Annotated in this window: 21 protein-coding genes and 1 pseudogene; 11 read left to right on the top strand and 11 right to left on the bottom strand. The window is 63.3% G+C overall.

Annotated elements, in window-relative coordinates; all coding sequences use genetic code 11:
- The first annotated feature begins 31 nt into the window (after window positions 1-31).
- Complete coding sequence (locus ABW18_RS21815) at window positions 32-595, top strand: dihydrofolate reductase family protein (protein ID WP_049701046.1); 564 nt, start codon at window positions 32-34, stop codon at window positions 593-595.
- Window positions 596-786: 191 nt separating this feature from the next.
- Complete coding sequence (locus ABW18_RS23545) at window positions 787-1,110, top strand: antitoxin MazE-like protein (protein ID WP_349680266.1); 324 nt, start codon at window positions 787-789, stop codon at window positions 1,108-1,110.
- A 450-nt stretch (window positions 1,111-1,560) separates the two neighbouring features.
- Here the strand turns inward: ABW18_RS23545 and ABW18_RS21810 are convergent, their stop codons facing one another.
- Complete coding sequence (locus tag ABW18_RS21810) at window positions 1,561-1,971, bottom strand: MarR family winged helix-turn-helix transcriptional regulator (protein WP_049701045.1); 411 nt, start codon at window positions 1,969-1,971, stop codon at window positions 1,561-1,563.
- Between the two features lie 250 nt (window positions 1,972-2,221).
- On the opposite strand from ABW18_RS21810, the gene ABW18_RS21805 reads away from it, so the two are divergent.
- Window positions 2,222-3,037 carry an alpha/beta fold hydrolase gene (locus tag ABW18_RS21805; RefSeq protein WP_049701044.1) on the top strand — a complete coding sequence of 272 codons (816 nt, stop codon included), beginning with the start codon at window positions 2,222-2,224 and terminating at the stop codon, window positions 3,035-3,037.
- Between the two features lie 267 nt (window positions 3,038-3,304).
- Here ABW18_RS21805 and ABW18_RS21800 read toward each other — a convergent pair whose 3' ends face one another.
- Both ABW18_RS21800 and ABW18_RS21795 read right to left on the bottom strand, forming a co-directional pair.
- Window positions 3,305-4,315 (bottom strand): alpha/beta fold hydrolase, encoded by a 1,011-nt coding sequence (locus tag ABW18_RS21800; RefSeq protein ID WP_049701043.1) that lies wholly within the window; start codon window positions 4,313-4,315, stop codon window positions 3,305-3,307.
- Between the two features lie 136 nt (window positions 4,316-4,451).
- Complete coding sequence (locus ABW18_RS21795) at window positions 4,452-5,081, bottom strand: TetR/AcrR family transcriptional regulator (RefSeq protein ID WP_083444503.1); 630 nt, start codon at window positions 5,079-5,081, stop codon at window positions 4,452-4,454.
- Window positions 5,082-5,142: 61 nt separating this feature from the next.
- Between ABW18_RS21795 and ABW18_RS21790 the strand changes: the two genes are divergently transcribed.
- The gene (locus ABW18_RS21790) at window positions 5,143-6,021 is read left to right on the top strand and encodes an SDR family NAD(P)-dependent oxidoreductase (protein WP_049701041.1); all 879 of its coding nucleotides are present in this window, start codon (window positions 5,143-5,145) and stop codon (window positions 6,019-6,021) included.
- On the top strand, window positions 6,018-7,406 hold the full coding sequence (locus ABW18_RS21785; protein ID WP_049701040.1) for a DUF2834 domain-containing protein: 1,389 nt from the start codon (window positions 6,018-6,020) through the stop codon (window positions 7,404-7,406). Before ABW18_RS21790 ends, ABW18_RS21785 begins: the two co-directional genes overlap by 4 nt.
- 218 nt (window positions 7,407-7,624) lie before the next feature.
- Here the strand turns inward: ABW18_RS21785 and ABW18_RS21780 are convergent.
- Both ABW18_RS21780 and ABW18_RS21775 read right to left on the bottom strand, forming a co-directional pair.
- A pseudogene (locus ABW18_RS21780) lies at window positions 7,625-8,047 on the bottom strand (MmyB family transcriptional regulator); the annotation flags it as partial.
- A 102-nt stretch (window positions 8,048-8,149) separates the two neighbouring features.
- Entirely contained in the window at window positions 8,150-9,346 is a 1,197-nt protein-coding gene (locus tag ABW18_RS21775) for a lipase family protein (RefSeq protein ID WP_049701039.1), read from the bottom strand.
- A gap of 347 nt (window positions 9,347-9,693) precedes the next feature.
- On the opposite strand from ABW18_RS21775, the gene ABW18_RS21770 reads away from it, so the two are divergent.
- Entirely contained in the window at window positions 9,694-10,296 is a 603-nt protein-coding gene (locus tag ABW18_RS21770; protein WP_200903303.1) for an ester cyclase, read from the top strand.
- A gap of 24 nt (window positions 10,297-10,320) precedes the next feature.
- Here the strand turns inward: ABW18_RS21770 and ABW18_RS21765 are convergent, their stop codons facing one another.
- The 3 genes from ABW18_RS21765 to ABW18_RS21755 all read right to left on the bottom strand — a co-directional run bounded on the left by ABW18_RS21765 (window position 10,321) and on the right by ABW18_RS21755 (window position 14,099).
- Window positions 10,321-11,982, bottom strand: a complete 1,662-nt coding sequence (locus tag ABW18_RS21765) for a class I adenylate-forming enzyme family protein (protein WP_049701038.1) — start codon at window positions 11,980-11,982, stop codon at window positions 10,321-10,323.
- Between the two features lie 39 nt (window positions 11,983-12,021).
- Window positions 12,022-12,996: a cyclase family protein gene (locus tag ABW18_RS21760; protein ID WP_049701037.1), complete on the bottom strand. Its 975-nt coding sequence runs from the start codon at window positions 12,994-12,996 to the stop codon at window positions 12,022-12,024.
- A gap of 263 nt (window positions 12,997-13,259) precedes the next feature.
- Window positions 13,260-14,099 (bottom strand): TetR-type transcription factor C-terminal domain-containing protein, encoded by an 840-nt coding sequence (locus tag ABW18_RS21755; protein WP_235434491.1) that lies wholly within the window; start codon window positions 14,097-14,099, stop codon window positions 13,260-13,262.
- A 96-nt stretch (window positions 14,100-14,195) separates the two neighbouring features.
- Between ABW18_RS21755 and ABW18_RS21750 the strand changes: the two genes are divergently transcribed.
- The 3 genes from ABW18_RS21750 (at window position 14,196) to ABW18_RS21740 (ending at window position 17,638) form a co-directional block, all read left to right on the top strand.
- On the top strand, window positions 14,196-15,836 hold the full coding sequence (locus ABW18_RS21750) for a class I adenylate-forming enzyme family protein (protein ID WP_049701036.1): 1,641 nt from the start codon (window positions 14,196-14,198) through the stop codon (window positions 15,834-15,836).
- A 142-nt stretch (window positions 15,837-15,978) separates the two neighbouring features.
- Complete coding sequence (locus ABW18_RS21745) at window positions 15,979-16,443, top strand: hypothetical protein (protein WP_049701035.1); 465 nt, start codon at window positions 15,979-15,981, stop codon at window positions 16,441-16,443.
- 52 nt (window positions 16,444-16,495) lie between these two features.
- Window positions 16,496-17,638, top strand: a complete 1,143-nt coding sequence (locus ABW18_RS21740) for a metallophosphoesterase (RefSeq protein WP_049701034.1) — start codon at window positions 16,496-16,498, stop codon at window positions 17,636-17,638.
- Window positions 17,639-17,692: 54 nt separating this feature from the next.
- Here the strand turns inward: ABW18_RS21740 and ABW18_RS21735 are convergent, their stop codons facing one another.
- A complete protein-coding gene (locus tag ABW18_RS21735) occupies window positions 17,693-18,355 on the bottom strand; it encodes a response regulator (RefSeq protein WP_049701033.1) in 663 nt (220 codons plus the stop codon).
- Window positions 18,352-19,509, bottom strand: a complete 1,158-nt coding sequence (locus tag ABW18_RS21730; RefSeq protein WP_049701032.1) for a sensor histidine kinase — start codon at window positions 19,507-19,509, stop codon at window positions 18,352-18,354. The genes ABW18_RS21735 and ABW18_RS21730 overlap by 4 nt, the downstream gene beginning before the upstream one ends.
- Window positions 19,510-19,601: 92 nt before the next feature.
- On the opposite strand from ABW18_RS21730, the gene ABW18_RS21725 reads away from it, so the two are divergent.
- The gene (locus tag ABW18_RS21725; RefSeq protein WP_049701051.1) at window positions 19,602-20,486 is read left to right on the top strand and encodes a sterol desaturase family protein; all 885 of its coding nucleotides are present in this window, start codon (window positions 19,602-19,604) and stop codon (window positions 20,484-20,486) included.
- Window positions 20,487-20,588: 102 nt separating this feature from the next.
- Here the strand turns inward: ABW18_RS21725 and ABW18_RS21720 are convergent, their stop codons facing one another.
- Window positions 20,589-21,038, bottom strand: a complete 450-nt coding sequence (locus tag ABW18_RS21720; RefSeq protein ID WP_053117554.1) for an FCD domain-containing protein — start codon at window positions 21,036-21,038, stop codon at window positions 20,589-20,591.
- Window positions 21,039-21,247: 209 nt separating this feature from the next.
- Between ABW18_RS21720 and ABW18_RS21715 the strand changes: the two genes are divergently transcribed.
- Entirely contained in the window at window positions 21,248-25,447 is a 4,200-nt protein-coding gene (locus tag ABW18_RS21715) for an Ig-like domain-containing protein (RefSeq protein WP_160318063.1), read from the top strand.
- Window positions 25,448-25,452 lie beyond the last annotated feature (5 nt).

Genomic DNA, 25,452 nt, shown 5'->3' with positions numbered 1-25,452 from the left:
TTAGCCGTTTCATCACCAGTCCAGGAGAGTCATGCGCACACTTATCGTCTCGGCCTTCGTTTCACTCGATGGAGTCATGGAGGCCCCTGGTGGGGAGCCCGGGTACCGCAACTCGGGTTGGACGTTCAAGGATGTCGCTTTCGATCCGGCGGCGTATGAACTCAAGGGCCGCGAGCAGCACGAAACAGCTGCCTTGCTGTTAGGGCGCCGATCGTATGAGGCGTTCGCGCCGGTCTGGCCCACAATGGACGAATTCGCGGGGTACAACTCGATGCCCCGCTACGTGGTGTCAACGACTCTCGACGGTGACGACAAGCGGTGGCCGGCGACGGTGCTGCGCTCAATCGACGAGGTGCGCCGACTCAAGGAGGGTGACGGTGGCCCGATTGCGGTCCACGGCAGCGCCACGTTGGGTGCCGCGCTGGCCGACGCCGGTCTAGTCGACCGATACCACCTACTGGTGTTTCCGCTCCTTCTCGGCGCCGGAAAACAGCTGTTCAGCCGGACCGATAAAGACGCAACCAAGCTCGTCCTAGTCGAACATGAGGTCTACAACAACGGAATTCAAAAACAAGTTCTCGACGTCCAACGTTAACGCCTGCGATGTCGGGGTGGACCGACGATCCGGCGCTGCTCTCGAACCGCGCGTTTCGGTGCTACTGGTAATCCTGCGTATTCGATCGCTGCATATTCGCACCCAGGTGCACAGCCTGGCCGCGCGGCAGCGTTGTATTCAATAGCGAGGCGCGGCAGCGAGGGACAGGGTTCGGCGAGTACCGACACCGGATGCGTGAGGGCGATTTGGGACCGTTGCAAGTCTGGGTTTCTGACGTGCGTACGCAAGCGTTCGCCTCGCAAGCCCACGCCCAGTCAGGTTCTCGACGCTCAGTCCGACGCCGACGGGGACGAGCAGGATTTCGTCGAAACTGTTGCGGCATTCTGGGACGAGGAAGAAGTCCAGATCGATGTGAAGCACTCCTTGAGACAGACGGTTCGGAAGCTTGGGTCTTCCAGGAGGTGCGGCCGTCATGGCTCGATCCTCTCGATAGACTTTCCAACCACAACGTATCGCCGTTTCACTCATCCGACAGGGCGCGGGCGGTGGTCTAGCTGTGATTCATCTGCTGCAATATGCAGCGGTTTACTTTACATAATGTTTCTTATCGGCACTATACCGAGAAGCGCGTGCTGGCCTCGGGCGCGTCGTCGTCGTTGATGATTACCGAGATTGGCGAATTGTCATCCATTTGGCGAGCCGTCGGTCTGTTCCGTCGTAGTTTCGACAACACTCCATCGCTTGAGTCGTCGGGTTGCGCAGAGGCTATCGTTCGGTGCGGCGACGCGTGCTCATTGTGACCGGCTGTGCTGCTCAAGGAAGATCCAGCCTCTATCGCCACCAAGATGGCCTGCTCGGGCATGACGCGGACGGATTCGCCGTCTGCCCCATTTCGTCACTGTGACGTAATCGGGTTCCAGTGGTTGGTTTGTTAGCGCGTACGTCCGCGTCGTCGATGCCTCAGCGACGACCGGAACGTCGACTACGGGAGCACCGCTTCGCGGTTACGAGGTGCTATCGGGACGGAGTGCCTCGTCAAGTAACCGGTGGAGGTCATCGAGTTCACCCTGGGTGAGCTGACCGAGTGTGCCGGTCAATGTCTGGTCCACTACGTGCGCCGCGTCCGCCAGGAGGCTTCGCCCCTTCGCAGTCATCGTCAGGGTAACGGCGCGACCATGGCCTGCCTCCCGCTGGACCAGGCCGCGATCTTCCATTCGGGCAGCCAGGGTTCCGAACCCTTGGTCGGACTGAAAGGTCAACTGCGCTAAGGCGTGTAGCGATGCTTCGGGGTGCTGCGACAGGTGCCGCAGCGCGTCCCATTGAACCAGGGTAAGTCCTATGGCGCCCAGCGCAGCGTCGAGTGTTTTGTGGTGTTGGTTCTGCAGCCGCTTGATGAGCAGCGCCACATCCTGCATCGAAGACACCAGCAAACCTTACCGCCCGGTCGAACGTTCCTCAGCATGCTTATATCAACATGTTGATATAAGCTGATGTCATGAGATTACGGGGTTCCATGCGGACAACTGCGGCAGGGAGTGTGTCCGCTCGCACGACTGCGGCGACTGTTGCGTTTGCATGCGGGTGTCGCCGAGGCACTTTATGAACCTCTCGACTGCCATCTGCCCATCGATAACACGCACGACCCGCCGAGAAGGAGACAACGACATGAACGCACCAGTGACCACCAAGACCGCTCTTGTCAGCACCGACGCCGGCACCACACCCGTCAGCTATTTCGAACACGGCCAAGGCCACCCTTTCGTGGTCCTGCACGGAGGCGCAGGTTCAAACTCGGTCCGCGAATTCGTCAAACTGCTGGCCACCACCCGCCACGCTCGCGTAATTGCTCCAATCCATCCCGGGTTCGACGGCACCCCTCGGCCTTCCGCGTTGACGACCATCAAAGATCTCGCCGCGGTCCACCTTGCGCTGATTGAGAAACTGGACCTCCACGACGTGACCGTGGTGGGCAATTCTGTAGGCGGGTGGACCGCAGCGGAAATGGCCCTCGCCCTCAACTCTCGTATAAGCAGTGTCGTACTCGTCAATGCTGTGGGCCTCATCATCGAAGACGACCCCACCAAAGACTTCTTCAGCCTCACCATGGACGAGGTGACCGACATCAGCTACTACAACCCCGACCATTACCGACTCGACACGTCTGCACTGCCGGCGGCCGTGCAGCAAAATATGGTTTCGAACAAGGCCACCCTGCGTGCCCTCTCAGGAGTGCAGATGGGCGACCGCACGCTACTCGGGCGGCTCGCAAAGATCACCGCACCGGTGCTGGTGGTATGGGGTGCGGCAGATGCAATGGTGCCGATCAGCCACGGGCGGAGGTACGCCACGGCCATCCCCGGTGCCCGTCTCGACGTCATTGCCAACGCAGGTCACCTACCCCAGGTCGAGACCCCGGACCGCCTGGTGCACGACGTATGGGAGTTCGCAGACGCTCATGCCACCATGCGTCCGCAGCGCTGACCCCCGATCACGACCGCAGCGTGGCAGAATCAGCCACTGTCACACACTCTCCTACTCGCGCGGAGGCGGGCGACGACCTGTGGCGGGTGGCCGGTACCGCGTAGCTCTGGCCGGCGGATGGGCTCCCCCGACGTCGACGGTGTCACTTGAGCATGTCGCACGGGCGCGCCCGCGTTGGCCTGCCTCGTTTGCGGCTACCGCTGCAACCCTGTGCCAAGATCCGGGGTCAACGCTAACTTCATCGTATTGAGAAGCGAAGTGGCGCGATTAGCGGTGATTACTTAGCCATGCGCGAATGGCGCTGATGTGCTCGTCTGGCCGCTCGAGCGGGAGCCAGTGTCCGGCGTTGATGTCGACGATGGTGAGGTCTGAGCAGGCCTCTCGCATCGGGTCTCCTTGATGGTTGCCCGTGATGGTGCAGATGAGGTCCCACTCGCCGTTGACGAAGAGAACCGGTTGACACAAGCGCCCGTCGTGGGGGGCTCGCCGGGCAAAGTCGGTGTTGGCGTCGTCGTTGGTGTACCACGCACACGACGGAGCGAAGCCGTGCGACTCAAACCCGGCTACCAGGAGGTTGAAGTCGCTCGCTGGCCACAGGGCTGGGTCAGGCTCCGCAGCAGGAGGCCGGTGTGACGGGCCGAAACGGCCTCCGTTGCGTGTCACAGAGGCACTCGGGGATACCGTCCCAACCGCGGCCGGGTCCCCCGGTCTGTAGATGGAGGCCAACGCGGCGGCGGTGTCGGCGTCGAGGTCGGCGACAGCTTCGTCGAAATGTGTTGTGTAGTAATGGAAGTAGTCCCACTGTCCGTAGGGGTACTCGTCTGCCGGGTAAATATCGCGGTCCACGACCGCGACGAGATTTGCCAGGCTGTTGGCTCGAGGGAAGTAGGCCCACGACGTCAAGACCGCGGCCCGGCACCGCTGTGGGTGGTGCGCTGCAAGCGCTCCGACGACCGCGCTTCCCCAGTCGTGTCCCACCCAAATTGCTGCGGTACCGCCGAGATGGTCGTGGAGTTCTGCAAGGTCGTTCACCGCGTTCTCGACGGTGTACGAGCTGGCACCCGACGGGGCTGACGATTGGCCGTAACCGCGCAGGTCTGGAGCGATGCAGCGCCATCCGTCTGCGGCGAACGCCGCCATGTGGGCTCGCCACATCGCCGAGATTCCCGGCCAGCCGTGCACGAAGAACATCAATGGCCCGTCGACCGGACCGCACGTCACAAAGTACGTCGAGTGACGCTCCGTGTTGACGATGCCCGACCGGAATTCCATGTCCATGTTGTGAGACTCCTTGTGTCTAGAACCTGGAGCGCAACGGGTGGCGCTGGAACACACTCGGTGGCGATGACGCTACGACGAAGCGTCGCAATTGCCGAAGGAACCCGGTTGCGCAGTCCGACAACCGCGGTCGTGATCACGAGGTCGACTTATCTGACTGGTGCGGCGGCACAGTGTACGGAGCCGGGTGAGGACGCCAGTGCACAGGTGAACGTTGGGCTGCCATTGCAGGCCACAGCAGTTCTAGTGCGCAATCGATGACATCGTCAACGCGTTCGGCCGGCAGACGACCTGACACAGCCAATGCGCCGATACCCTCCACCATCGCGGTCACTGCATAGACCAATGGCCCGGGAGGACCGGACGCGCTGTCGCCGAGGAGTCCTCGGCCTTGGGTGAAAAACTCGTCGGCGGCAGCCGATGCTCGTGGTCCGCGAGCGCTAGTCGAGAACATGAGCTCCATCAGCGCGGCGTTGGTTGTCGCGAAGCGGACGTGCTCGGCTATGTAGTGCCGTAGACCGTGGTCGATGTCGTCGGTGACGTCGGCTGCGCGCAGTATCGCCGTCAGTTCGGCGAAGCCCTCGGCGGCCACTTCATCAAGGAGCGCATCGCGGTCGGGGAAATGCCTCCCCGGCGCACCGTGACTAACCCCCACCCGCTTGGCCAAACCCCGCATCGTCACGGCGTCAACGCCGTCGACGGCTATCACCTCTCGCGCCTCGGCAAGCAGCGCAGAACGTAGAGACCCATGGTGGTACGGCGTCATTAGGCCACCCTACATGTATGTAGGCATTGCCTACAATGTAGGCGAGCGCTACATTGTGGCTATGAACCCCTCCTCGAGATATGCCGCCCTGACCGGACAGACCGTGCTGATCACCGGCGCGAGTAGTGGAATAGGCCGGGCCACCGCGGTCGCCGCCGCCGATGCCGGGGCGAGAGTCCTGCTCGCGGTGCGCGACCGTAATCGCGGGGCCGCGGTCGCGCAGACGTTGCGTGGCGGCCTCAGCGAGCATGCGGTGGTCGAGGTGGACTTGGCCGACCTCGACTCGATCTGCCGCGGTGCGGCCTCTGTCACCGAGCCTGTCGACATCCTCGTCAATAACGCGGGTGTGTCGTCGCCGACTCTGCAACACACCGCCGATGGGTTCGAGATGCAGTTCGGCACCAACCACCTGGGTCACTTTGCCTGGACGGCTTTGCTGCTTCCGCGGGTGCGATCGCGCATCGTGACCGTGGCGTCGCAAGCCGAGCGTGCCAGCCGACTGGATCTCGATGACGTCAACTGGGCCAGGCGCGCCTACAACCCGGCCCGCGCCTATGCCGATTCGAAGATGGCGAATCTTCTGTTCACCTTTGAACTCGCACGCCGGCTGGCCACGGCGAACTCGCCGGTGACCGCGTTCGCCGCGCATCCGGGCCTGGTGACCACCGCGATTTACGACCGCGACCCCGGCACACGACCAGGTGTGTGGGACAGGCTGGTCCCGGTGCTGGGGCAGTCGCCCCAGGCGGGTGCCTTGCCGGTCATGCTCGCCGCTACCGGTGAGCTGCCAGCGGGATCGTTCACCGGTCCTCGGCACCTTTTCCACATGCGTGGCGGCGCACAAGTGATTCGCGCATCGAAGCGCGCCAGAGCCGCCGGTGTTGCGCAACGCCTCTGGGATCTGTCGGAAGACATGACCTCGATCGAGATCGTGGTATGAGCGCGCAGATTGCGCCGACGAGCTGGCGGCAGACGGCGCACGTGTCCACCGGCGACATCAAGGGCTGGTACCGGCCGCTGCTGTGGCTGTCCGCTGCAATGGCGGTGTGGGCAATCGTCAGCGCCATCGGTATTGTCGTCGATCCTCGCACCCTCAGCGGAGACCCCATCTGGGCCAAACCGTTTAAGTTCAGCGTCTCGCTGTGCGTGTATGCCATCACCTTGGCCTGGATGCTCGGCCAAGTCCAGGGCCCGCGCCTTGCCCGGACGGGCCGCGTCGCTGCGCTGACCGGGGCCACCGCATCTCTCATCGAAATCGCCATTATCTCGATTCAGGTGATCCGCGGGACGAGCAGCCACTTCAATGTGTCGACACCCCTGAACTCAGCGCTCTACATTGTGATGGGAGTAGGCGCGATCTTGCTGTTCACCACCACCGCCATCATCGGTGGTGCGCTTGCGTTCTTCACCACCATGGCCGACCGCAGTATCCAGTGGGCGTTACGTCTCAGTGTCGTCATCGCTCTCGCTGGAATCTCCGTCGGATTCATCATGCTCATCCCCACCACACATCAACTCACCGAGCTACCGCCCACCACAGCCGGATCCCACTCCGTCGGAGGCGACGACTCATCCGGTGGAATCTTTCTGCTGGGCTGGAACTCTCGCCACGGCGACCTGCGCATCGCCCACTTCGTCGGAATGCACGCACTGCAAATCATTCCGCTTGTCGCTGTCTATCTCGCCGTCACACGGGGACATCGACTCAGTGTCGGAACCCGCACCCGCATCGTCGTATTCCTCTCCGCCGCATGGGCTGCCGTGACCGCTGGAGTGCTCTGGCAAGCACTGCGAGGCCAAGCCCTCCTCGAGCCCGACTCGATCACCTGGACAGCAATAGCCGTTCTGGGTCTCGCCGCGATTACCGCAGCTGCCGGCATCGTCCGCTACGCCCACACACACCCTCCCGCACCGACGTCATCGGCACCACGACACGAGGCAACCATGACTGACAACACAGCTCCCGCTACACAGCCCACTGATCCCTCCCGGCACAAACTGAATCAACGAGCTGCTGCCGCCGTCTACTTCGCCCTCGCTATCGCCGGGCTCATCGGGACCTGGTACTTCAACATTCAATGGACCAGCGCTGAAGGCGGTTTCAGTCTGGGCAACTACCTCACCGGATGGTTCGCCAACAGCGCCTCATCCTCCGCGGGAACAGACCTACTCGTCATCACCGCCGCAGCGTGCCTTTACTTCTGGCGCCACCGACGCAGCCTCGGAGCGCACCCCTGGCCACTGCTGCTCATCCCCCTCTCATTTTTGGTTGCCGTGTCATTCACATTCCCGTTGTTCCTCGGACTCCGCGAATTGCGCAGATAACCCCGTCATCGGGTGTGACGCCGCGGGGTCAGCGGCGGCTCGGACCACCGGCTCGCTTTGGGCGATGTACAGGTGTAAGGGGTATTGCCAGAACCCCACAGTCGTGTATCGACAACAAACCATGCGCATACGTGCAAATCACCTGCGTCACCTCTCGCGACTCTGAAACGAGCGATGCTCGACGTCCCCAACGCCGCCGCCACAGAATGACGCGACAATCAGCTCGGTAGAGTGCGGAGTGCGCCCGATTCGGTGGCGGTGGCCGCCCACCTGGCGAGGACTTTCAATCCATCGGACGCGGGCGTCCCGGCGGCGGCCTCGGTGTAGACCAGCAGGGTCAGGTTGGGGTGCGCGGGGAATTCCATTGCCTCGTAGTCGAGTTCGAGTACATCCACCACCGGATGTCGGAGAATCTTGCGTCCGGTCCGATGGAAGCGCACGTTGTGCGCGGCCCATCGTTGCCGGAATTCCTCGCTCTGCGTGGAGAGTTCACCGATCAATGCGATGAGGTTCTTGTCGTGCGGGCTACGGCCGGCCTCGATGCGGAGCATGGCTGCGATGTCGTCAGCGGCCAGCATGTCGTGACGTGCGTTGCGGACCCGCGCCGGGGCGTCGGAGATGGCGTCGAGCACCTGCCGGATCCCCCGGGTGCTGATCCAGCCCGCCGAACGCCAGACCCAGCTGCTCCAGTGCGTCAACTAGGACGAAGAGGCTATCTGCTTGTGCGGCACGTGCTCTCGCGTTCAGCAGGTGCTCGGGGCTGGCTTGTCGGCGAATCGGTCGGCGATCCAATCGACGGCACCGGGATAGCCGGTTGCCAACATAGAGACGTGATCGCCGGGTTGGGTTACTGATTGCACCACAACACCTTTGGCACAGTATCGAGCAGCGAGCTTGTCGACATCAGCCGGGATCACGAGCTCGTCGGCACTGGCGTTGTAGAAATAGCCGGGAGCCTTGGGTGTACCGAAAGCGCCGGGCTTGTTCTCGGCGAGTGCGGTCCGGACCGCGGGCACAGTGAGCGGGTCGATACCGCCGACGGTGTATGACTGCACACGCTTGAACGCATAGGCGGCGGTGTACTCGAATACGCACATACCGGAGAGCGTGCGTCGTAGCTCTTTGCCCTTTTCAGTGAGGATCGAGTCCATCTTCATCGATGGATAGGCGCGGTCAAGGCCGAATAGGCCGGCGAATACGACCCCAGAGAAGAGGCCTCCGTTGGCGTTGCGACTGATTCTCTCCATGTCGACACCGAGTCCCCCAGCCGCGGCGCCGACGATGTTGAGCTCGGGCGCGTAGGCCGGGGCGAGTTCGTAGGCGATTTCGGTGCCGCGCGCACCGCCGGAGTAACCGGTCAGCGCCACCGGTGTTTTCCGAGCCTCGAGTTTGGCCGGGGCGAAGTTCTCGGCTGCGCGGATTCCGTCCAACGTGCTCTGACCCTCGACGTGCCCGACGCCCCACTGGTGGTCGGGGCCGAGGAAGTCCGGCACCACAACAGTCCACCCTTGGTTGAGTAGGCCTGCGATTTGCGGGACTTCGAGACTGGTGCCGCTCCGCAGCTGATACGACGGATCGCACCTTGACGACAGGCTGTCGATCGCAGGTTGGTAGGACACCAGTTTTGGTGATCCGCTCGCGGTCAGTGGCTTGAGAAGCGTCGCGATAGCGGCTTGGCGGACACCCGAGGTGTCGGTGCTGACGTACTGAATCTGGTACGCGGTGAAAGGTAGTGGGACTCCGGCCAAGCCGACCTCGATCGGTCGACTCTTGAGGATCTGCCCAGGTGTGTGCCCGGCGAACGACGTCGGCTGGCGGTAGAAGGGATCATTCCTGGGGTCCGGTGCAGGACTCGCGCCCGCGGTGCCCGCGGTTAGCAGAAGAATCGCGGGCAGAATGCCGGCGATCAGCGCGCCGGTCAAGAATTGACGCCACTTCATTGTGTCCCCTGCGTTGTAGTCGGATATCGCGGATAGGGGCCGACCTCTAATATGGCCATTGTCACACTTTGCACGCGCAAAAGCGACTGTTAGTGCAGGTCATTAGGGGTGCGGAACAGCATCGGCTCCAAAATCAAACGAGCCCCCAGGGGGCACGACGACGCGCGGTGCCCGACAACCAGGAAGGTCCAGCGTTCGCCGAGTACCGCGCGGTCGGAGGCGTGAAGTGCAGACCGCGGCGGGTAACTGCGTGCCAGAAGTAGCTGCGTCTCGACGGTATCGTTGTAGGTACTGGTTTCTAAACCATACTGTCGTTCCGGTAACAGCGGATTACGAAGGGACACAGCGTGTTTTCGAGAACCAGAGTGTTGATCGCGACCGGTTTCGCGATCGTGACTCTCGGCGGTGGCGTGGGCGCCGACGCTCATGCCACCGACGGAAAAGAGACCGGTCAGCCAGCAGCAGTCGCTCAACACGAGACAGCGCGAGGCGACGGTCTGATTCAGCCGCAGCATGTGACGATCGACGCTGGCCTATCGCCGCAGCGGGCGCGCCTGGTGCTGTTGCGGGTGCGCGAGTTGTACACCTTTTGGGACACCGGTGATGTCACGTACCTCCATCGCGCCGACAGTCCTTCGTTTATTGATCACACGCTCCCGCAGGGGCGCCAGCAGGGGCTGCGAGGGATCGAACAAGCATCACGGCAGTTCCGGGCCGCGGTGCCCGATTTGCACTGCAGCGTTGCCGATGTCCTGGTCAGCGGTGACCGGGTATCGGTCAGGCAGGTCTACACCGGTCACTTCACAGGCACTTACGACGGAGTGCGTGGGCACGGCCAGCCAGTCCGATTCAACGCTTTCGACATTCAGCAGGTCGGACGATCGCAAATCGTCGCCGACTGGCACCTCGAGGACAACCTGACGTTCCTCACCCAGATAGGTGCTCGGTAAAGGACGCCGGAGTCGGGCACGGACTCACTGTGCGACCGTTCGCAATTCACGACGCAGCAGCTTGCCGGTGGCAGTCTTGGGGATGTCACCCATGACCACGACCTCACGCGGATACTTGTATGCCGCCATGCGTGTCTTGCAGTGATCGATCAGTTCCTCCGGCGTCGCCTTGGTTCCCGGACGCAGACTCACGAAGGCTTTCACGGTCTCGCCACGGTAAGAGTCCGGTACGCCGACGACGGCCGCCTCGCGAACCGAAGGATGTTCGTAGAGAACGTCTTCGACCTCGCGTGGCCACACCTTGAAGCCGCTGGTATTGATCTGATCCTTCTTGCGGTCGACGATGTAGAACCAGCCATCGGCATCCATGTAGCCGACGTCGCCGGTGTGGAGTACGCCGTTGGGGATGCCCTTCGCGGTCGCCTCCGGTTTGTTCCAGTAGCCGGCGACTACTTGCGGACCGGCCGTGACCAACTCGCCGATCTCGCCCGCAGGCAGGTCGTTGCCCTGCTCGTCGACTATTCGGACGACGGTGTCGTAGACGGGAATGCCCACCGACGTGGCACCCGTCTCTTCATCTGCCGGGGCAGTCACGCCGAACGGCACCGCATGCGACGGCGAGGTTGTCTCGGTCAGGCCGTACACATTGTGAATGTAGTGCCCGAACCGCTCCTGGAACTCAGCGATTGTGCTGGGCGGGATAGGTGCCCCGCCGGAATAGATCTTCGACAGGCTGGCGAGCGCCACCGGGTCGACGTCCGGCACGTTCATCAAGGCAATGAACACCGTTATCGATCCGACGGTGAAGGTCGCCTTCTCGCGGGCGATGATCGCGATGGTGTCCGCCGGATCCATCCGATACATCAGGACCAGCGGCGCTCCCGTCAACTCGGCCAGTGCGATGTGCGCGATGAGGCCGGTGATGTGGAACAGCGGTGCCACACCGAGGATTACGTCATCGGCATCAATGCCGACCCAGTCGCGGTAGGTCTGCGCATTGAAGACCACGTTGCGATGAGTCGTCATCGCGCCCTTGGGTGGTCCGGTGGTCCCTGACGTATAGGTCAGGAACGCGACGCTGTCGGCCGACAGATCCGCCTTCGGCGGATGTTGGCCGCGGTATTTCGCGAGCATCGTTGCAAGGTCGACAGTGTCGGGACAGTCGATCTGCTCGACGCCGGCGAGGGTTCCGGTGTTCGCGGACTGGTACTCCAGCTCCGAGGTTGTGATTACAGTCCGAACCGCAGTCTCGTTGTCGCGCAGGGCTTCCTGTGCGACGTCGCGGAACAGGGACTGCATCGCGACCAGTAGCGTCGCGCCGGAATCGACCAGTATCTCGGCTAATTCACGGCTGCGGTACATCGGATTGGCGGACACGGCGATGCCGCCGGCCTTCCAGATTCCCAGCTGCGCGATGACGAACTGCGGAATGTTCTGGGCGTAGATCACCGCACGGTCGCCCGGGGTGAAGCCCAGATCCAGGATCCCGACGGCGAACGCGTCGGTCAACTCGTCGAGCTCACCGGCCGTGATAGACCCGTCGAAGTAACGGATCAGGTCGGCGTCCGGGGTGCGTGCGGCCGTGGCAGCGAACATGTCGAGCGCAGTGTCGAATTCGATGTTCCGCGGCGCGAGATCCTGTTTCCGGTAGTGGCTGCGCCACACCTTGTCGTCGTAGACACTCATGTCTGACGTTCCTCTTTCGGCGAATGGCTCACGGATGAGTCAGCGGATGACGACGGGGTTCACGGGCGCGCCAGTGCCGCTGACGACCTTGAGCGGAGCCGCGACGTAGAGGAAGCTCCAGCGGTTGTCGGCCGCGCATGCCTCCGCGAGTTCCTCGAGCCAGACGATCTCGGTGAACACCACACCTAGGTTGCGCATCAGCGCGTTATGAAGCGGCAGTGCCACACCGGATTCCGGGTCGGTCGTGACCTCGTTGGCGATGGTGTCGGTGACCAGGTTCGGAATCTCCCTGTCCTGGAACCACTGCACGAGTTCCCGAGAGTAGGTCAGGCCGGGCTCGCAGAACCCGTCGTAGAACTCCTCCGGGTTGTTTAGCTCGTACCAGTAGGTGAGCCATCCGGTGCGGATGACCAGGATGTCGTGCGGTTCGATGGTGACACCCTGTGCGGCAGCGGCCGCTTCGAGGTCGGTGTGGTCGAAGGTCTCCCCTTTGTCCAGGTACTTCTTACCGCGATGGCGGGCCATGTCGATGAGCACACCGCGGCCGACGACACCCTTCTCGGCGATCGGCAGGACTGACGCCTTATCGAGCGCGTCGACGGTGCTGCGCGCGTCGTAGCCGTTGTAGAGCTTGCCGTCATACCAGACGTGACCGAGAGCGTCGTACTGCGTTGAGCCCTGCAGGAAGATGTTCGCGGTGTCGTCGGCGTAGTGCAGTCCACCGGGGAACTGCGGTGCGTCTTCGCCGTCCCAGGACGACTCGTCGAGGATATTGGTCCTGTTGATGCCTTCGCGCCCCGGCCACAGCGGGTCACCGGGGCTCTCCTTGCGGCCCATCTCGATCTGCAGGGTGAAGGTCTCGCCGGACTTGATGTGGCCGACGCCGCGGAGCACCTCGGCCGCGTCCAGGTAGTTCAGAGCGCCGACCTCGTCGTCGGATCCCCACTTACCCCAGTTCGACGGTGTGTCGGCCCCCAGCAGACTACCCATGGACGGCGCAGCGATCTCGGTCATTGGATCTCCTTTGATTCGTACCCGAGCGGAACTGAAACGGTTCCGGAAACATCCTGAAGTTGCAGACTGAACATTGCGAGCGATCGCTCGGAAAGTTCATTGTGACGAGCATCGCATTCGACTGCGCCGGGCGTCAAGGAGTGAAAACAGTTATGGCTCAGTATTTGTCAGCGGCTGGCGTGAATGTCCAGCACAGGAGTCGAGTTCAGAAATACTGAACAGTCTCGCTTCGAGATATCTGACCGAGCGACGGGGCGTACCGCCTAGTGGTCGGTGCGCAGCCCCACCATGCCAAGCGCGAGATTCGCGTACTCACGAGCGATTCCTTGTCCCTGCGCTGCGTCTGCATCGTCGGTCCACGTCGGGACGGCCATGCACATCGTGACGATGGCCTTGATCGCGACCGATAGGTCCTCTGACCGGAACGACCCGCCCTCGGAAGCGCGTCGGGCCACCTCTCGCAGGCGTCCCTCGATCTGCGCCATCGACGACTGCAGGTGTGTGCGGTTGGGTTCCTCGAGGCGTCGTAGCTCGGTTGCCAGCACGATCGCCAGCGCACGTCGCTCGACGTGGAACAGCGTGAGCGCTTCCACCATGTTTGCGAAGGCCGTTACCGCCTCGACGCCCTCTCCGGCTGCGTCGAGGCGTTGTGCCAGTTCGGAATAGGCAATGTTGACCAGCGCAACGAGCAGGTGCTGTTTACTCGGATAGTGGTGATAAATCCCGGCGACGCTGATGTCGGCGCCGGAGGCGATGAGTCGCATCGTTGCGCCGTGATAGCCGAGTTCCTCGAATACGTCGATCGCTGACTCCAGCACCGGGTCGAGGGTCAGTGGCGTGAACACCCGCCAGTCCGCGGGGTCGTCTTCGGCTGCTGTTCTCGCCGTTTCGGGAGGCTCGAGGAAACGTGCGATGGGCACGTCGACGAACTGCGCGATCTCTTGCAGGCGGCCGACGGTGAGCCCAACCTTGCCGTTTTCGATCGCGCTCATGGTTCCCACGCTCACCCCGATGCCAGTTGCGAGACCGCGCAACGTCACGCCCGCTTGCTTACGCAACTCGCGCACGACTGCGCCGCTGTCGGTCATCGGTTGTTCGGCCACACTGAACAGCTTATGGGGAGGCGCGCATTTTCGTAGACTCATGCTCGTGATTTGCAACCTGTCGCATCGCGCGCGTTACGCAGAACGCTTGTCGGCATGAGTGTCTATGAGAGCCGTCCCTGGCTGGCTCACTACCCGACCGGGCTGTCCGGCCATCTCGATGTCGAATACGGGTCTCCGCTGGACATGTTCGACGAAGCTCTCGCGTCGGCCCCCGACTCCCCCGCGATTCACTATTTCGGTACGACGCTCAGCTGGGCTGATGTCGATGCCGCATCCGACGCCGTCGCCCACGTACTGCAGGAACACGACTTCGCGGTCGGCGACCGACTGGGGATCGCCGTCCAGAACGGACCGGCCATCGTGTTCGGTCTCCTTGCGGCCTGGAAGGTTGGTGGCGTCGCCGCGCTGATCAGCCCGATGTATAAGCGTTCCGAATTCCGTAAAGCGTTGGACGATTTCACGCCGACCGCTCTCCTCGTGCTCGACGAGGTGCACGCTGAGGTGGCCGATACCGTCGCCGACACCGGGTCCATTCGACTCGTCGTCACCGCATCTCCGCTCGACTTCGCCGGCAACGATGACCTGCAGCGCGTGTTCGAGGTGTCGCGGGTCCCGGCCAACGGGACTGTCGAACTCCTCGAATTGATCGGTAGGCGGTCTCCTGAGATGGTCCGACACGTGCCGGCACCGGACGACGTCGCAGTGCTGGCTCCGACCTCGGGAACCACCGGCCCGCCCAAAGGCGCCATGTTGACGCACCGCAATCTCACTTTCAGTGCGCAGGCCTACCGAGATTGGACCGGGCTGAAAAGCGGCGAGCCGATTCTGTGCATGTCGCCGATCTTCCACGTGACCGGCTTGGTCGGCTCGGTCATGCTGGCATTGTCGATGCGGTCGCCGCTCGTCCTCACACATCGATTCGACGCCGGTCTGGTGGTCGACGCGGTCCGCACATGGCGCCCGGCCTTTTCAGTCGCCGCGATCACCGCGTACATCGCCCTCGCCGACCACCCCGACGTCTCGCCCGAGGCGTTCACGTCACTCCGACTCCGCTACTCGGGCGGCGCGCCGGTCATGCCTGAGGTCGCCGAGCGCATCGAGGAACGCTTGGGAGGGATGATCCATAACGTGTACGGACAGACCGAGTCCACCTCGCCGACGCACATGGTCCCGCCCGGCGTTCTCGCGCCGGTCGACCCCGAAACGGGGGCCCTTTCAGTTGGTCTGCCAATCTTCGACACAACCACGCGAGTGGTGGACGACAACGGAGAACCGCTGCCGCCAGGGAGAATTGGTGAGATCGTCACGGCAGGGCCGCAAATCGCTGCGGGTTACTGGAACCGGAACGACGAGGACTCCGTTCTGAAGAACGGCGAGATGCGTACAGGTGACGTAGGTTTCATGGATGCCGACGGCTGGTTTTTTGTCATCGATCGCAGCCACAACCTGATCAATGCGTCGGGGTACAAGATCTGGCCATTCGAGATCGAGCAGGTGCTGCAGTCACATCCGGCCGTGCTCGAGACGGCGGTGGTCGGGATTCCGGACGAGTACCGCGGAGAATCGCCGCGGGCATACGTCGCCCTACTGCCCGACGCGACGACGACAGTGACCGAACTTATCGAGTTTTGCCGCGAACGAATGGCCGCCTACAAGTATCCCCGGGAGATCGAGATCGTCGGCTCCCTGCCGCGAACGGCCACCGGCAAGGTGCTGCGCCGCCGACTGCGGTAGTCGGTTGTCAACTCTCGAGTGCGCTCCCCCGGCCCATCCGGCTGCGAGCGTCGGTGCGTCGGCCAGGTACCCTCGGGACTTCGACAGACAGGAGACCCTCTCCGTGACGGGAAACCATAAATATCCTGCGGAGTGGTCGCCGATGGCTCGGGAGATCGCCACGGCAACCGACCGAGGTATCAGAGCGGCGCGCAGCCAGGTCTCGCAGGATTTCGACGACGCTGTCGCGCAACTCGAGAAGAACGGTGACGCAGCCCGCCTAATGCACTCGCACATGGTTCGTGAGCTGCTCGAGACGTCCTACCAGGACGGGTTGAGCGGCGACGACGTGTCCGATGTTCTCACCCGCGCCGTCGCCTCTGCGTCGCGTTGGGATGCGCCGGTCGATCCTGACGCCGTCGCAGCGGTACTCCTTGGCGCACTGGGCGTCGGCGAACAGTCCGGCGTCAATGGTGCTGTTGCGCAATCGATTCCGCTCGTCAAGATCATCAGTGCTGCCATTCTGGTGACCGCCGACTTGGTGGCAGATGCAGAGGTTGATCATGAGCCGTACATAACGCGCGCCGTCGGCGAGATTCGCCGCGATCAGACCATCGAGATCCCTTGACTCAGAACGATTCTCGCAGCAGCGCGCAACCTGCGGCAGGAAAGCGGGCCTGATGCTGGTGCTCGTTATCGCTGCACTGGCCCTGGGCTTGGTCCACTTCCTGCTGCACCGGCGGTTCGTCAGGGCTACCGCGGTGAGTCGAGGATGGGGTCGTTGCATCGACACCGTTCTGGTACTCGGGTGGGTGCTGGCGGTGGTCGCGGCAGGCGTTGGCAGCATCTTTCCCACGTGGCTGCGACCCGTCGGCTTCCTCGGACTGACCTGGCTCGCGACGGTGTTCTACCTTCTGCTGGGTCTGGCGATCATCGGTGTGGCGCTGCTGGGCATACGGGTTGTCGGTCGGCTGCGCCACCAATCGACGAACCGGACACGACTCCTCACCACCCGGGTCGCCAGCGGCTGCTTGGCGATCGTTGCCGCCGTTACCGTCGTCTACGGCGTCACCGAAGCAGCATCCCCGAGCGTGACGCGCGAGAGCCTCACGCTGGAGCGTCTGCCCGAGGAGTTCGACGGTATGCGCGTCGCTGTGGTGAGCGATCTGCACCTAGGCCCTGCTCGAGGCGAGTCGTTCACACGCAAGGTCGTCAACATGGTCAACGAGCAGAAGCCAGATTTGATCGTGGTCCTCGGAGACCTCGACGACGGAACCGTCGCGCGTGTCGGCACTGATCTGCAACCGATGGCAGACCTGTCCGCGCCAATGGGTGTCTACGGCGTGGCCGGCAATCACGAGGAGATCTCGGACGACACCGGCGCTTGGATGGCGCACTGGAAGACTCTCGGAATCAACCCAATCAACAACGAACGCACCGAGATTCGACGCGGCGCGGCGTCCATCGACATTGCCGGCGTTTACGACTACTCCACCGGCGCGCCGTACGCGCCTGACCTCTCCGCTGCCCTGCGCGGACGCGACGACCAGCGGTTTGTGCTGCTCCTTGCGCACCAACCGAATCAAGCCGTTGAAGCGTCCGAGGCCGGCGTCGACCTCCAGCTCTCCGGACACACACATGGCGGCCAAATGTGGCCGCTGCGGTACATAGTCGATCTCGCCACCACCACCAACGTCACCGGCGTCGATCATCTCGGACCGACCACGGTGTTCACGACATACGGGTCTGGCGCGTGGGGACCTCCGGTCCGCGTCGGTGCGCCGCCGGAGATCGCGATACTCGAACTCAACGCGCCGACATAGCATCCGCCCCGAATGCGTGCCGTCGAGAATCGCGGTTTGCCACGATCCTTGGCGTCAGGTACTCGTTACCCCGGACAGTCGGTGTCGGTGCACGTACACCACGGCCTGAATGCGGTCGCGCACACCCAGTTTGGCCAGAATGTGGGATACGTGAGTCTTGACCGTCTGCTCCCCCACATACAATTCCGCAGCAATCTCAGCGTTGCTGTGTGCCTCGGCCATCAGGAGCAGAACCTCGAATTCGCGTGCCGTCAGCGTCGCCACCTCCGGTGGTACCGGCACCTCGGTCAGAGTGTCGGCAACGCGGGCCGCCAAACGGCGCGTCATGGCGGGATCGATGACCGAATCGCCGCGAGCCACAATGCGTATCGCCCCGACGATTTCTTCCGGCGGCGACGACTTGAGCAGAAAGCCTGAGGCCCCGGCACGCAGCGCGGTGGCGAGCACCTTCTCACTGTCGTAGGTCGTGAGCATCAGGATCTTGGCGTCGGTGGCGGCGATGATCGGCTCGATGGCGGCGACACCGTCGAGCCTGGGCATTCGCACATCGAGTACCACTACGGCTGGTTGGACCCGCTGAGCCGCCTCGATCGCGGCGCGGCCGTCGTCTGCTTCGGCAACGCACGAGGTGTCAGGGCCGGCGTCGATGACGGCCTTGAGTCCCGCGCGAAACACGGCGTGGTCGTCGGCGACGAGAACGGTGATGGGTTCGGTCATCGTGTACTCACAGGGATCTCGACAAGGGTGCGCCACCGCCCGGATTCGTCGGCGCCGCATTCGACGCGGCCATCGAACAACTCGGCACGACGCCGCATACCGTCGAGTCCGCGGTGCAGCGAGTCGCCTGTGTAGACCTCGGCAGCAATGGGATTCGACTCGTCGATGACGATTCGGGATCGATCTCGGCGAACCTTGAGGCAAGCCGATCCGTCGCCGTGACGCAATGCGTTGGTCAGCAGTTCCTGGACGATTCGATACACGATGACGTCGAGCGATTTCGGCAAGGTGACCAGCCCGCGCGGTAGGTTTATATCCACGGAGAGTCCGGCCCGACCGACAGATTCGACCAGCTCGGGGATGTTGGCGAGGCCGGGTTGCACCTCGCCGGCGTCGTCACGGCCGTGCAGGATGTCGAGTTGCAGACGAAGGTCCTTCATGGCCGCCTGGCTGGATGTCTCGACCGCCCGCAGTGATCGCTCCGACGCCTCGATGTTCGATCCGAGGGTCATTCGAGCCGCGCCTGCATGGATGCCTATCGCACTGACGTGGTGGGAGATGACATCGTGCAGATCACGGGCGATGGCCTCGCGCTCGTCGGCGAGTGCCTTGGCCAGCGCTGCGTGGTCACTCTTCCGCTGCATCTCCAGTTTGGTGACGTAGGCGCCGCCGGCGGCGGTATACCGGCCAACGAGCCACGGGATCAACGCATTTGAGACCGCGATGGCAGGAACCATCCACCACACGTCGGCTGAGCCGTTGAGATATGCCGCCGTCGCGACTCCCGCCATCAGCACTGGCAACACGGTCGCCGAAGCCCGGGCGGGCAGCCACGCGCCGGCGCGATAGCCGGCGACCAGCACGCCGACGTTGCCGATCCCGGCCGCGAGTTCGTAGTGACTCAGGAGTAGGCACGCGAGGATACGTGTGATCACCTGAATGTAGGCAACCGCGGCTGTGGTGCTGGGGCGCAAGGCCAGACAGAGGTCGGCGGCGACCAGCGTGATCGTCATCGTGAGCGCAGCCGTCGGGGCGGCAGAGAAGATCCCGGAGGAAATGAAGAGCATGGCGTCGATCACGGCGGCGAACAGTGCCACCAGGAGTGACTGGCGTTCGAGCGACTTTCGAACGGCGACGAGTCCTGGCTCCGGCATGTGTGAAGGCTAGTCGACTCCCCCGTGAGAGGGAGGGAAAATCAGTTCTTCGCGGGATGTTTGCGCAGGTCACCGTCAATAGTGTTCTGCACATGAACGCAACAAGTACCTTGCTCCTCGCAGCTGTACCTGCATTTATCTTGCTCTCTATCGTCGAATACGTTGACCACAGACGAGACCGCGACGCCACCCACACGTTCTCCAAACGATCTGTGCGCGACTACGTCGGAAACTGGGCCACGTACCTGATCAACACGGCCGCCAAGGCGCTCACTCAGTACATCCTGCCGTTCTCGACGATCGTCGTGGCCTCAGCGCTGACGCCGCTGCACTTGTCGGCCAAGCACTGGTGGGTGTGGGTGGCATGCCTGGTCGTCACCGACTTCTGCTACTACTGGGCGCACCGCGGCGACCACCGCATCAGACTCCTCTGGGCCGCCCACAGCGTGCACCACTCCAGCAACTACTTCAATCTGTCGACGAACCTGCGGTTGCCCTGGTTTCACCCCGTGTCCTATACGCTGCGCAGCCTCGCCTGGCTCCCCGCGGCCCTACTGGGATTCCCGGTGTGGATGATTCTCCTACTCAACACCGCCGGTCTCCTCTTCCAGATCCCGTTCCATACCCAACGTATCGACAAGCTTTGCGCGCCTTGGGAGTTCATTTTCAACAGCCCGTCCCACCACCGCGTTCACCATGGATCGAACCAGCCCTACATCGACAAGAACTATGGCGGTGTGTTCATCATCTGGGATCGCATTTTCGGTTCGTATGCCGAGGAGACCGAGCCGGTGCGGTACGGACTGCTCCACGACGTCGAGACCCAGAATCCCATCAAGTACAACTACGTCGAGACAGTGAACATGCTTCGCGACACAGCGCGCGCTCACACGTGGCGCGGCCGCCTCGGCTACCTCTTCGGACCTCCCGGATACGCCGAGAAGAACAAGTCCGACGACGAGCTCATCGCAGTCTGAAGTTCACGACGCCACGCCGCCTCCCCCACACGGGGAGGCGGCTATCGTGGCGGGCGGGAAAAGGCGGCGGACCTCAGGGGCATAAGTGCCGCCGGAGTCCGGCTAGCGCTCTTCAAGACTGTGGGTGCGGATGTATTCGATAAGGAAATCGGTAGTGCGCTGAATGTGGCGCTCCAATGCGTCAGCGGCAGAAGATGTCTTGCGAGCCACTGTGAGATCGGCGAGCTCGCGGTGCTCGCAGGCGACGTCGCGATTGGGGCCATCGCCGAGATAGCGCGACCAGTATTGGTACAGCTCGGAGCGGTCTCGCAGCGAGGATGCGAAACCCTCGAGGTGACTGTTGCCGCTCCCGGCGAGCGGTGCGACGTGAAATGCCCGGTGAACATTCGCGAAGTCATCGTTGATTGTGTTGTCGTCGTTGTACATCGGAGTGGCCGCCAGCCTGTGATGAGCTGCGACGACCGAACCCTCCCACGACAGGTCGCCGACGGCGATGGACTCGCGCAGTGTCGAGGACTCAATGACGATCCGAGCGCGAGTGAGTTCGACCAAGTCATCGACAGACAGCGGCAGCGTGCTGAAACCACGTTTGGGGGTTGGCCTGCAGCAGGCCCTGCTCGGCGAGTGCCCCAGAAATCTGGGGCTATCCGGCTTCACTGCGCCGTCATAGCGTCACCACCATCGTTGATCAAGCAACGCGCGACATCGACTGGACGAAGGTGAGGCGACACGCCATGAATGGTGGCCGGGCAATGCGATCGATGAAGCGGACTCGTGTGATTGCCGCGTCTGCGGGAATCATCGGGGCCATCACATGGGGAGGATTCGGGGTCGTCGGTGTGGCGTCGGCCGATGATCTCGTTCCGCCGTCGTCGGCCACATCGGAGTCTGTCGACGAGAGTCCCAGCCCCGCGACATCCCAACCCGCAGTCGACCCCGACACGGATCACCCCGTCACGAAGGATTCAGAAGCCGAGGGCGGAACAGCGGCGGTGGGTGACATCGACGCGAAAGGCAGCACATCCGATGATGCACCTGCCGTCGGCGCGCCGGTGGGCTCCGAGGATTCCGTCACCGAACCTGCAGCGGGTAACACGACGCCGTCGGCCAAGGCCGATGAGGGCACTGCGAATGAAGATGCTGCCGTCCCGGCCGCTGTCGATGAATCGGCTTCGGAGAACGCATCACAGCGATCCGTCGTGGAACACTCGGCTGACGATCTCCACGCACCTTCGGCCCGGTCGCCTGAGCCCGTCGAGCCGACCCGGTCACCGACGGCATCGCCACGAACCTCGCAGGTGACGTCGGCTGATCCGATGAAACCCGCGATGTCAGTTGAGGTGTCGGCGACATCAGTTGACGCTGCCGCCGCCGGGTCGGTCGGTTCAATCAGTGCAATGCAGGTCCCGACCCCGGCATCGACCGCGGGCACCGTCGCGTCCAGGGTTGTCTCGGCACTGTTCAGGATCCTCGGGTTCGATCCCAACCACGCGGGTGCCGCGGCGGCCCAACCGGCCCTGGCCGTCCTCTGGGCGTCCTGGCAGCAGATCACCCGCCGCTATCTGAACTCCTATCCGAGCGTGTCCCCCGGTCCGACGACGTCGACGGACGACGGCGTGGTGACCGGTTCATTGGGCGCCCAGGACGCGGACGGTGACCTCGTGACGTACACCGTCATCGACGGGCCGGATCACGGGACGCTCGTCGTCCAGGCGAACGGCAGCTACACCTACACACCTGATCCCGAGTACGCGCATGCCATTGCAGTGCAACCGGAGTCAGCCGCAGTCGACACCTTCACCGTGTTGGTCAGTGACGATGATCGAAGTAACGGGCGGCATCTGCACCTGTTCTCCCGAACCCCGCGGCCGGCTCCGGCGACGGTCACCGTGCCGATCGCATCCACCAACACACCACCCGCCGCCCAGTCGGGCGACTTCACAACGGCTGGCGGTTCCGCGACCGGACAGGTCACCGGTCACGACGACGACGGGGACTCGCTCACCTATGCGATTACCGGGCAACCCGTCTACGGCACGGTGATGATCGACGGGAAAACCGGGTCGTGGACCTATACCTCGACAACCGACGACCTCGTCCTCGATGCTTTCACCGTCGAGGTCTCTGACGGACACGGTGCCGCCACGCCGGTGCAGGTCGCGGTGTATCCGCCGGCGGTGGCCACACCGACCGAGGTCGTTGTCACCGAGGACGGAAGCAGCACGCTGGTGCTCGGCGACTCAGAAGCGCCGGTTACCGTGCTGACCGAGCCCGAGTACGGGAGTGTGGCGCGCAATCCCGACGGCACGTGGACATACACTCCGGATCCGGTTGTCGCACATGCCCTTGCCGTATCGGGTGCGACCGAGCCGCTGCAGGACACCGTTGTCTTCGGCGTGACTCAGTCGACTGCCGGCCGCCCGATCGTCGTCAGTGTCACCGCACCCGTGGTTGTCGTCCCGGTGAACCACGCTCCCACCGGCACCTACGAACTCGGCTCCCGGACGACGTCCACCCGCACGGTAACCCGCAGCAAGCAAGGAGTCAATGCGGTGGCGGTCAGCCCCGATGGCTCGACACTGTATTTCACGAACTACGGGCAGATCACCCAGATGACGCCGGCCGGGAGTGTCCGAGACTCCTTCACCACGCCGGACGCCGTCGAACCCTACAAGGGTCTCGTGATCAGTCCCGATGGCGAGAAGCTCTATGTCCTCGAGGACTCCCCTGTCATATGGGTGTTAGGCACGGATAGTCAATCGCCGGCGAACTATCTGCTGGTCGGACTCGACGACATGGAGGACATCGATGTCAGCCCGGATGGTTCGACGTTGTACGTCGTGACGTCTGGTAAGTGGAAGGCGGTGGCTGCCGTCAACGCCGCTACCGGCGAAGTCCTCGGCGCGGCAGGTGATTTCGTCGATCCCCGAGGCGTGGCCGTCGACCCGGACGGCACAAGCTTCTTCGTCGCCGATGCCGGCGCGGACAAGGTGGTGCAGGTCGATGCGGCGACCCTGAACCGGATCGGCTCCGTGCCGGCGGCCGATCCGATCGCCGTCGACGTCAGTCCCGATGGACGGTACCTGTACATCCTCGGGTCGAAGACGGTCACCGTGACCGATGTGACCACGGGCCGGACGGTGGCCACGATCCCGACGGGTAATAGCCCCGCGAACGATATCGCACTGAGCCCGGATGGGCGGGAACTCTATGTGTCGAACATGTCGGGAGACATCATCGTCGTCGGGCCGGTGACCGAGACCGGTCGCGTCGTCGGCAGCGACGCTGACGGCGACACCCTCACCTACGAGGCGAACTACCTTCCCGCACAGGGAACCATGACGATCAACTCCGCGACAGGCGAATTCACCTACACGGGATCGCACGCCGGAGTGCGTGACGTCGACGTCGCTGGGTCGAAGACGATTCCGGTGACCGTCGGCAACACGTCACCAACCGTGAGCCTGAGGGGAGATCCGGGCGGGACGGGGCGGACGTCGGACTGGACACTGGTGACCAACGATGTCGACGCCGACGCGTTGACCGTCACGGTCACCGACCCGCCCGACCACGGCTGGGTGCTGGTGACACCGTCGACGACTCAGCCTGGCACCTACATCCTCACCTATCACCGTTCGGCTCTCTATGGACATCAGCTTGCACTTTCGGGTGTCACCGAATCCCAACCCGATCCCTTCACTGTGGTGACCTCCGACGGACGCGGCGGGAGTGTGTCGACCGTCGTCACGGCCTGGAATGATCCGGTCAATACGGCGCCGGACGTCGTCGATGTCTCACAGGGCGACAGCGAGATCCCGCGATCTAGCTCTATGGTGGAAGGCGCGCCGTCGGACATCGCGGTGACGCAGCCCTTCAGTCGGAATGGAGAGGTTCGCGGTTTGATCCTGGTCGCCGACCCGGTGGACGGAACGCTGCGCGCGGTCTCTGCGACGGATGCCACCACGCTGTCGGCGTCGCAATCACCGTTTCCGGCCGACACCACGCCAGATGTCGTCGCGATCGGCCCCTCTGTGTCGAGGGTGTACACAGCCTCTACCTCGGCAGGAACCCTCACCGTGTACGACTCGGCCGCCAATCCCACGACGTTCGATGTCGGCGGGCACCCCGACGGAATGGCATTGTCGTCCGACGGACGCAGTCTGTACCTGACGGACTCCGAGGCGGCGACGCTGACCGTCGTCGACACCGAGACCATGCTGGTGGTGCGCACCCTCGACCTCGGCGTCCGGCCGGTGGACCCGGTTCTGAGTTCAGACGGGAAAACTCTGTACGTCACCGATAACCTTGCCGACCGGTTGTTGATGGTCGACACCGAGTCAGGTGCGATCACTTCTGTCGGCGTCGGACGTTCACCCACTTCACCGGTTATCAGCCCTGACGGCACGACCGCGTACACCCTGACCGCCCGCGACGGCGACGGCTGGGTGTGGGTCACCGATCTCGAGAACGGCAGCGACGACCACATCCCCGTCGGTGGCGCGCCGAGCGCGCAGGCACTCAGCGCAGACGGCAAGTACCTTTATGTCGCGGTCCGTGATCGGATTCTGATCATCGATACTACCTCCCCCGATGTGGTCGGTTCCGTCTCCGTCTCGGATGCTCCCCAGGAGATGGTCGTCGACCCGCAGACAGGCAGCCTGGTTTACACGGACGCGGTCAATCAGCGGATCGGGTTCATCAACCGGGGCCAGGTCACCGGTGACGTCGTGGCTCGCGACGCCGAAAGCGACACCCTGTCCTACGCGGTCGCCGCGGCACCTGAGCACGGCACAGTCGTGATCGACCGCGCGACCGGTAAATGGATCTATATTAGCGATGCGGCAGGGCTGATCCAGGACGACTCATTTACGATCACCGTGACCGACGGCGTGGGTGCCGCGACGACTGCGACGGTCGTCATCGAGGGAACGATTGTCGAGCCCGCACCCGTCGCTGTGTGAACGGC

The sequence above is a fragment of the Gordonia jacobaea genome (assembly GCF_001186365.1).
GTDB classification, from domain to species: Bacteria; Actinomycetota; Actinomycetes; order Mycobacteriales; family Mycobacteriaceae; genus Gordonia; species Gordonia jacobaea.
This window is presented reverse-complemented; position numbering and strand designations above follow the sequence as displayed.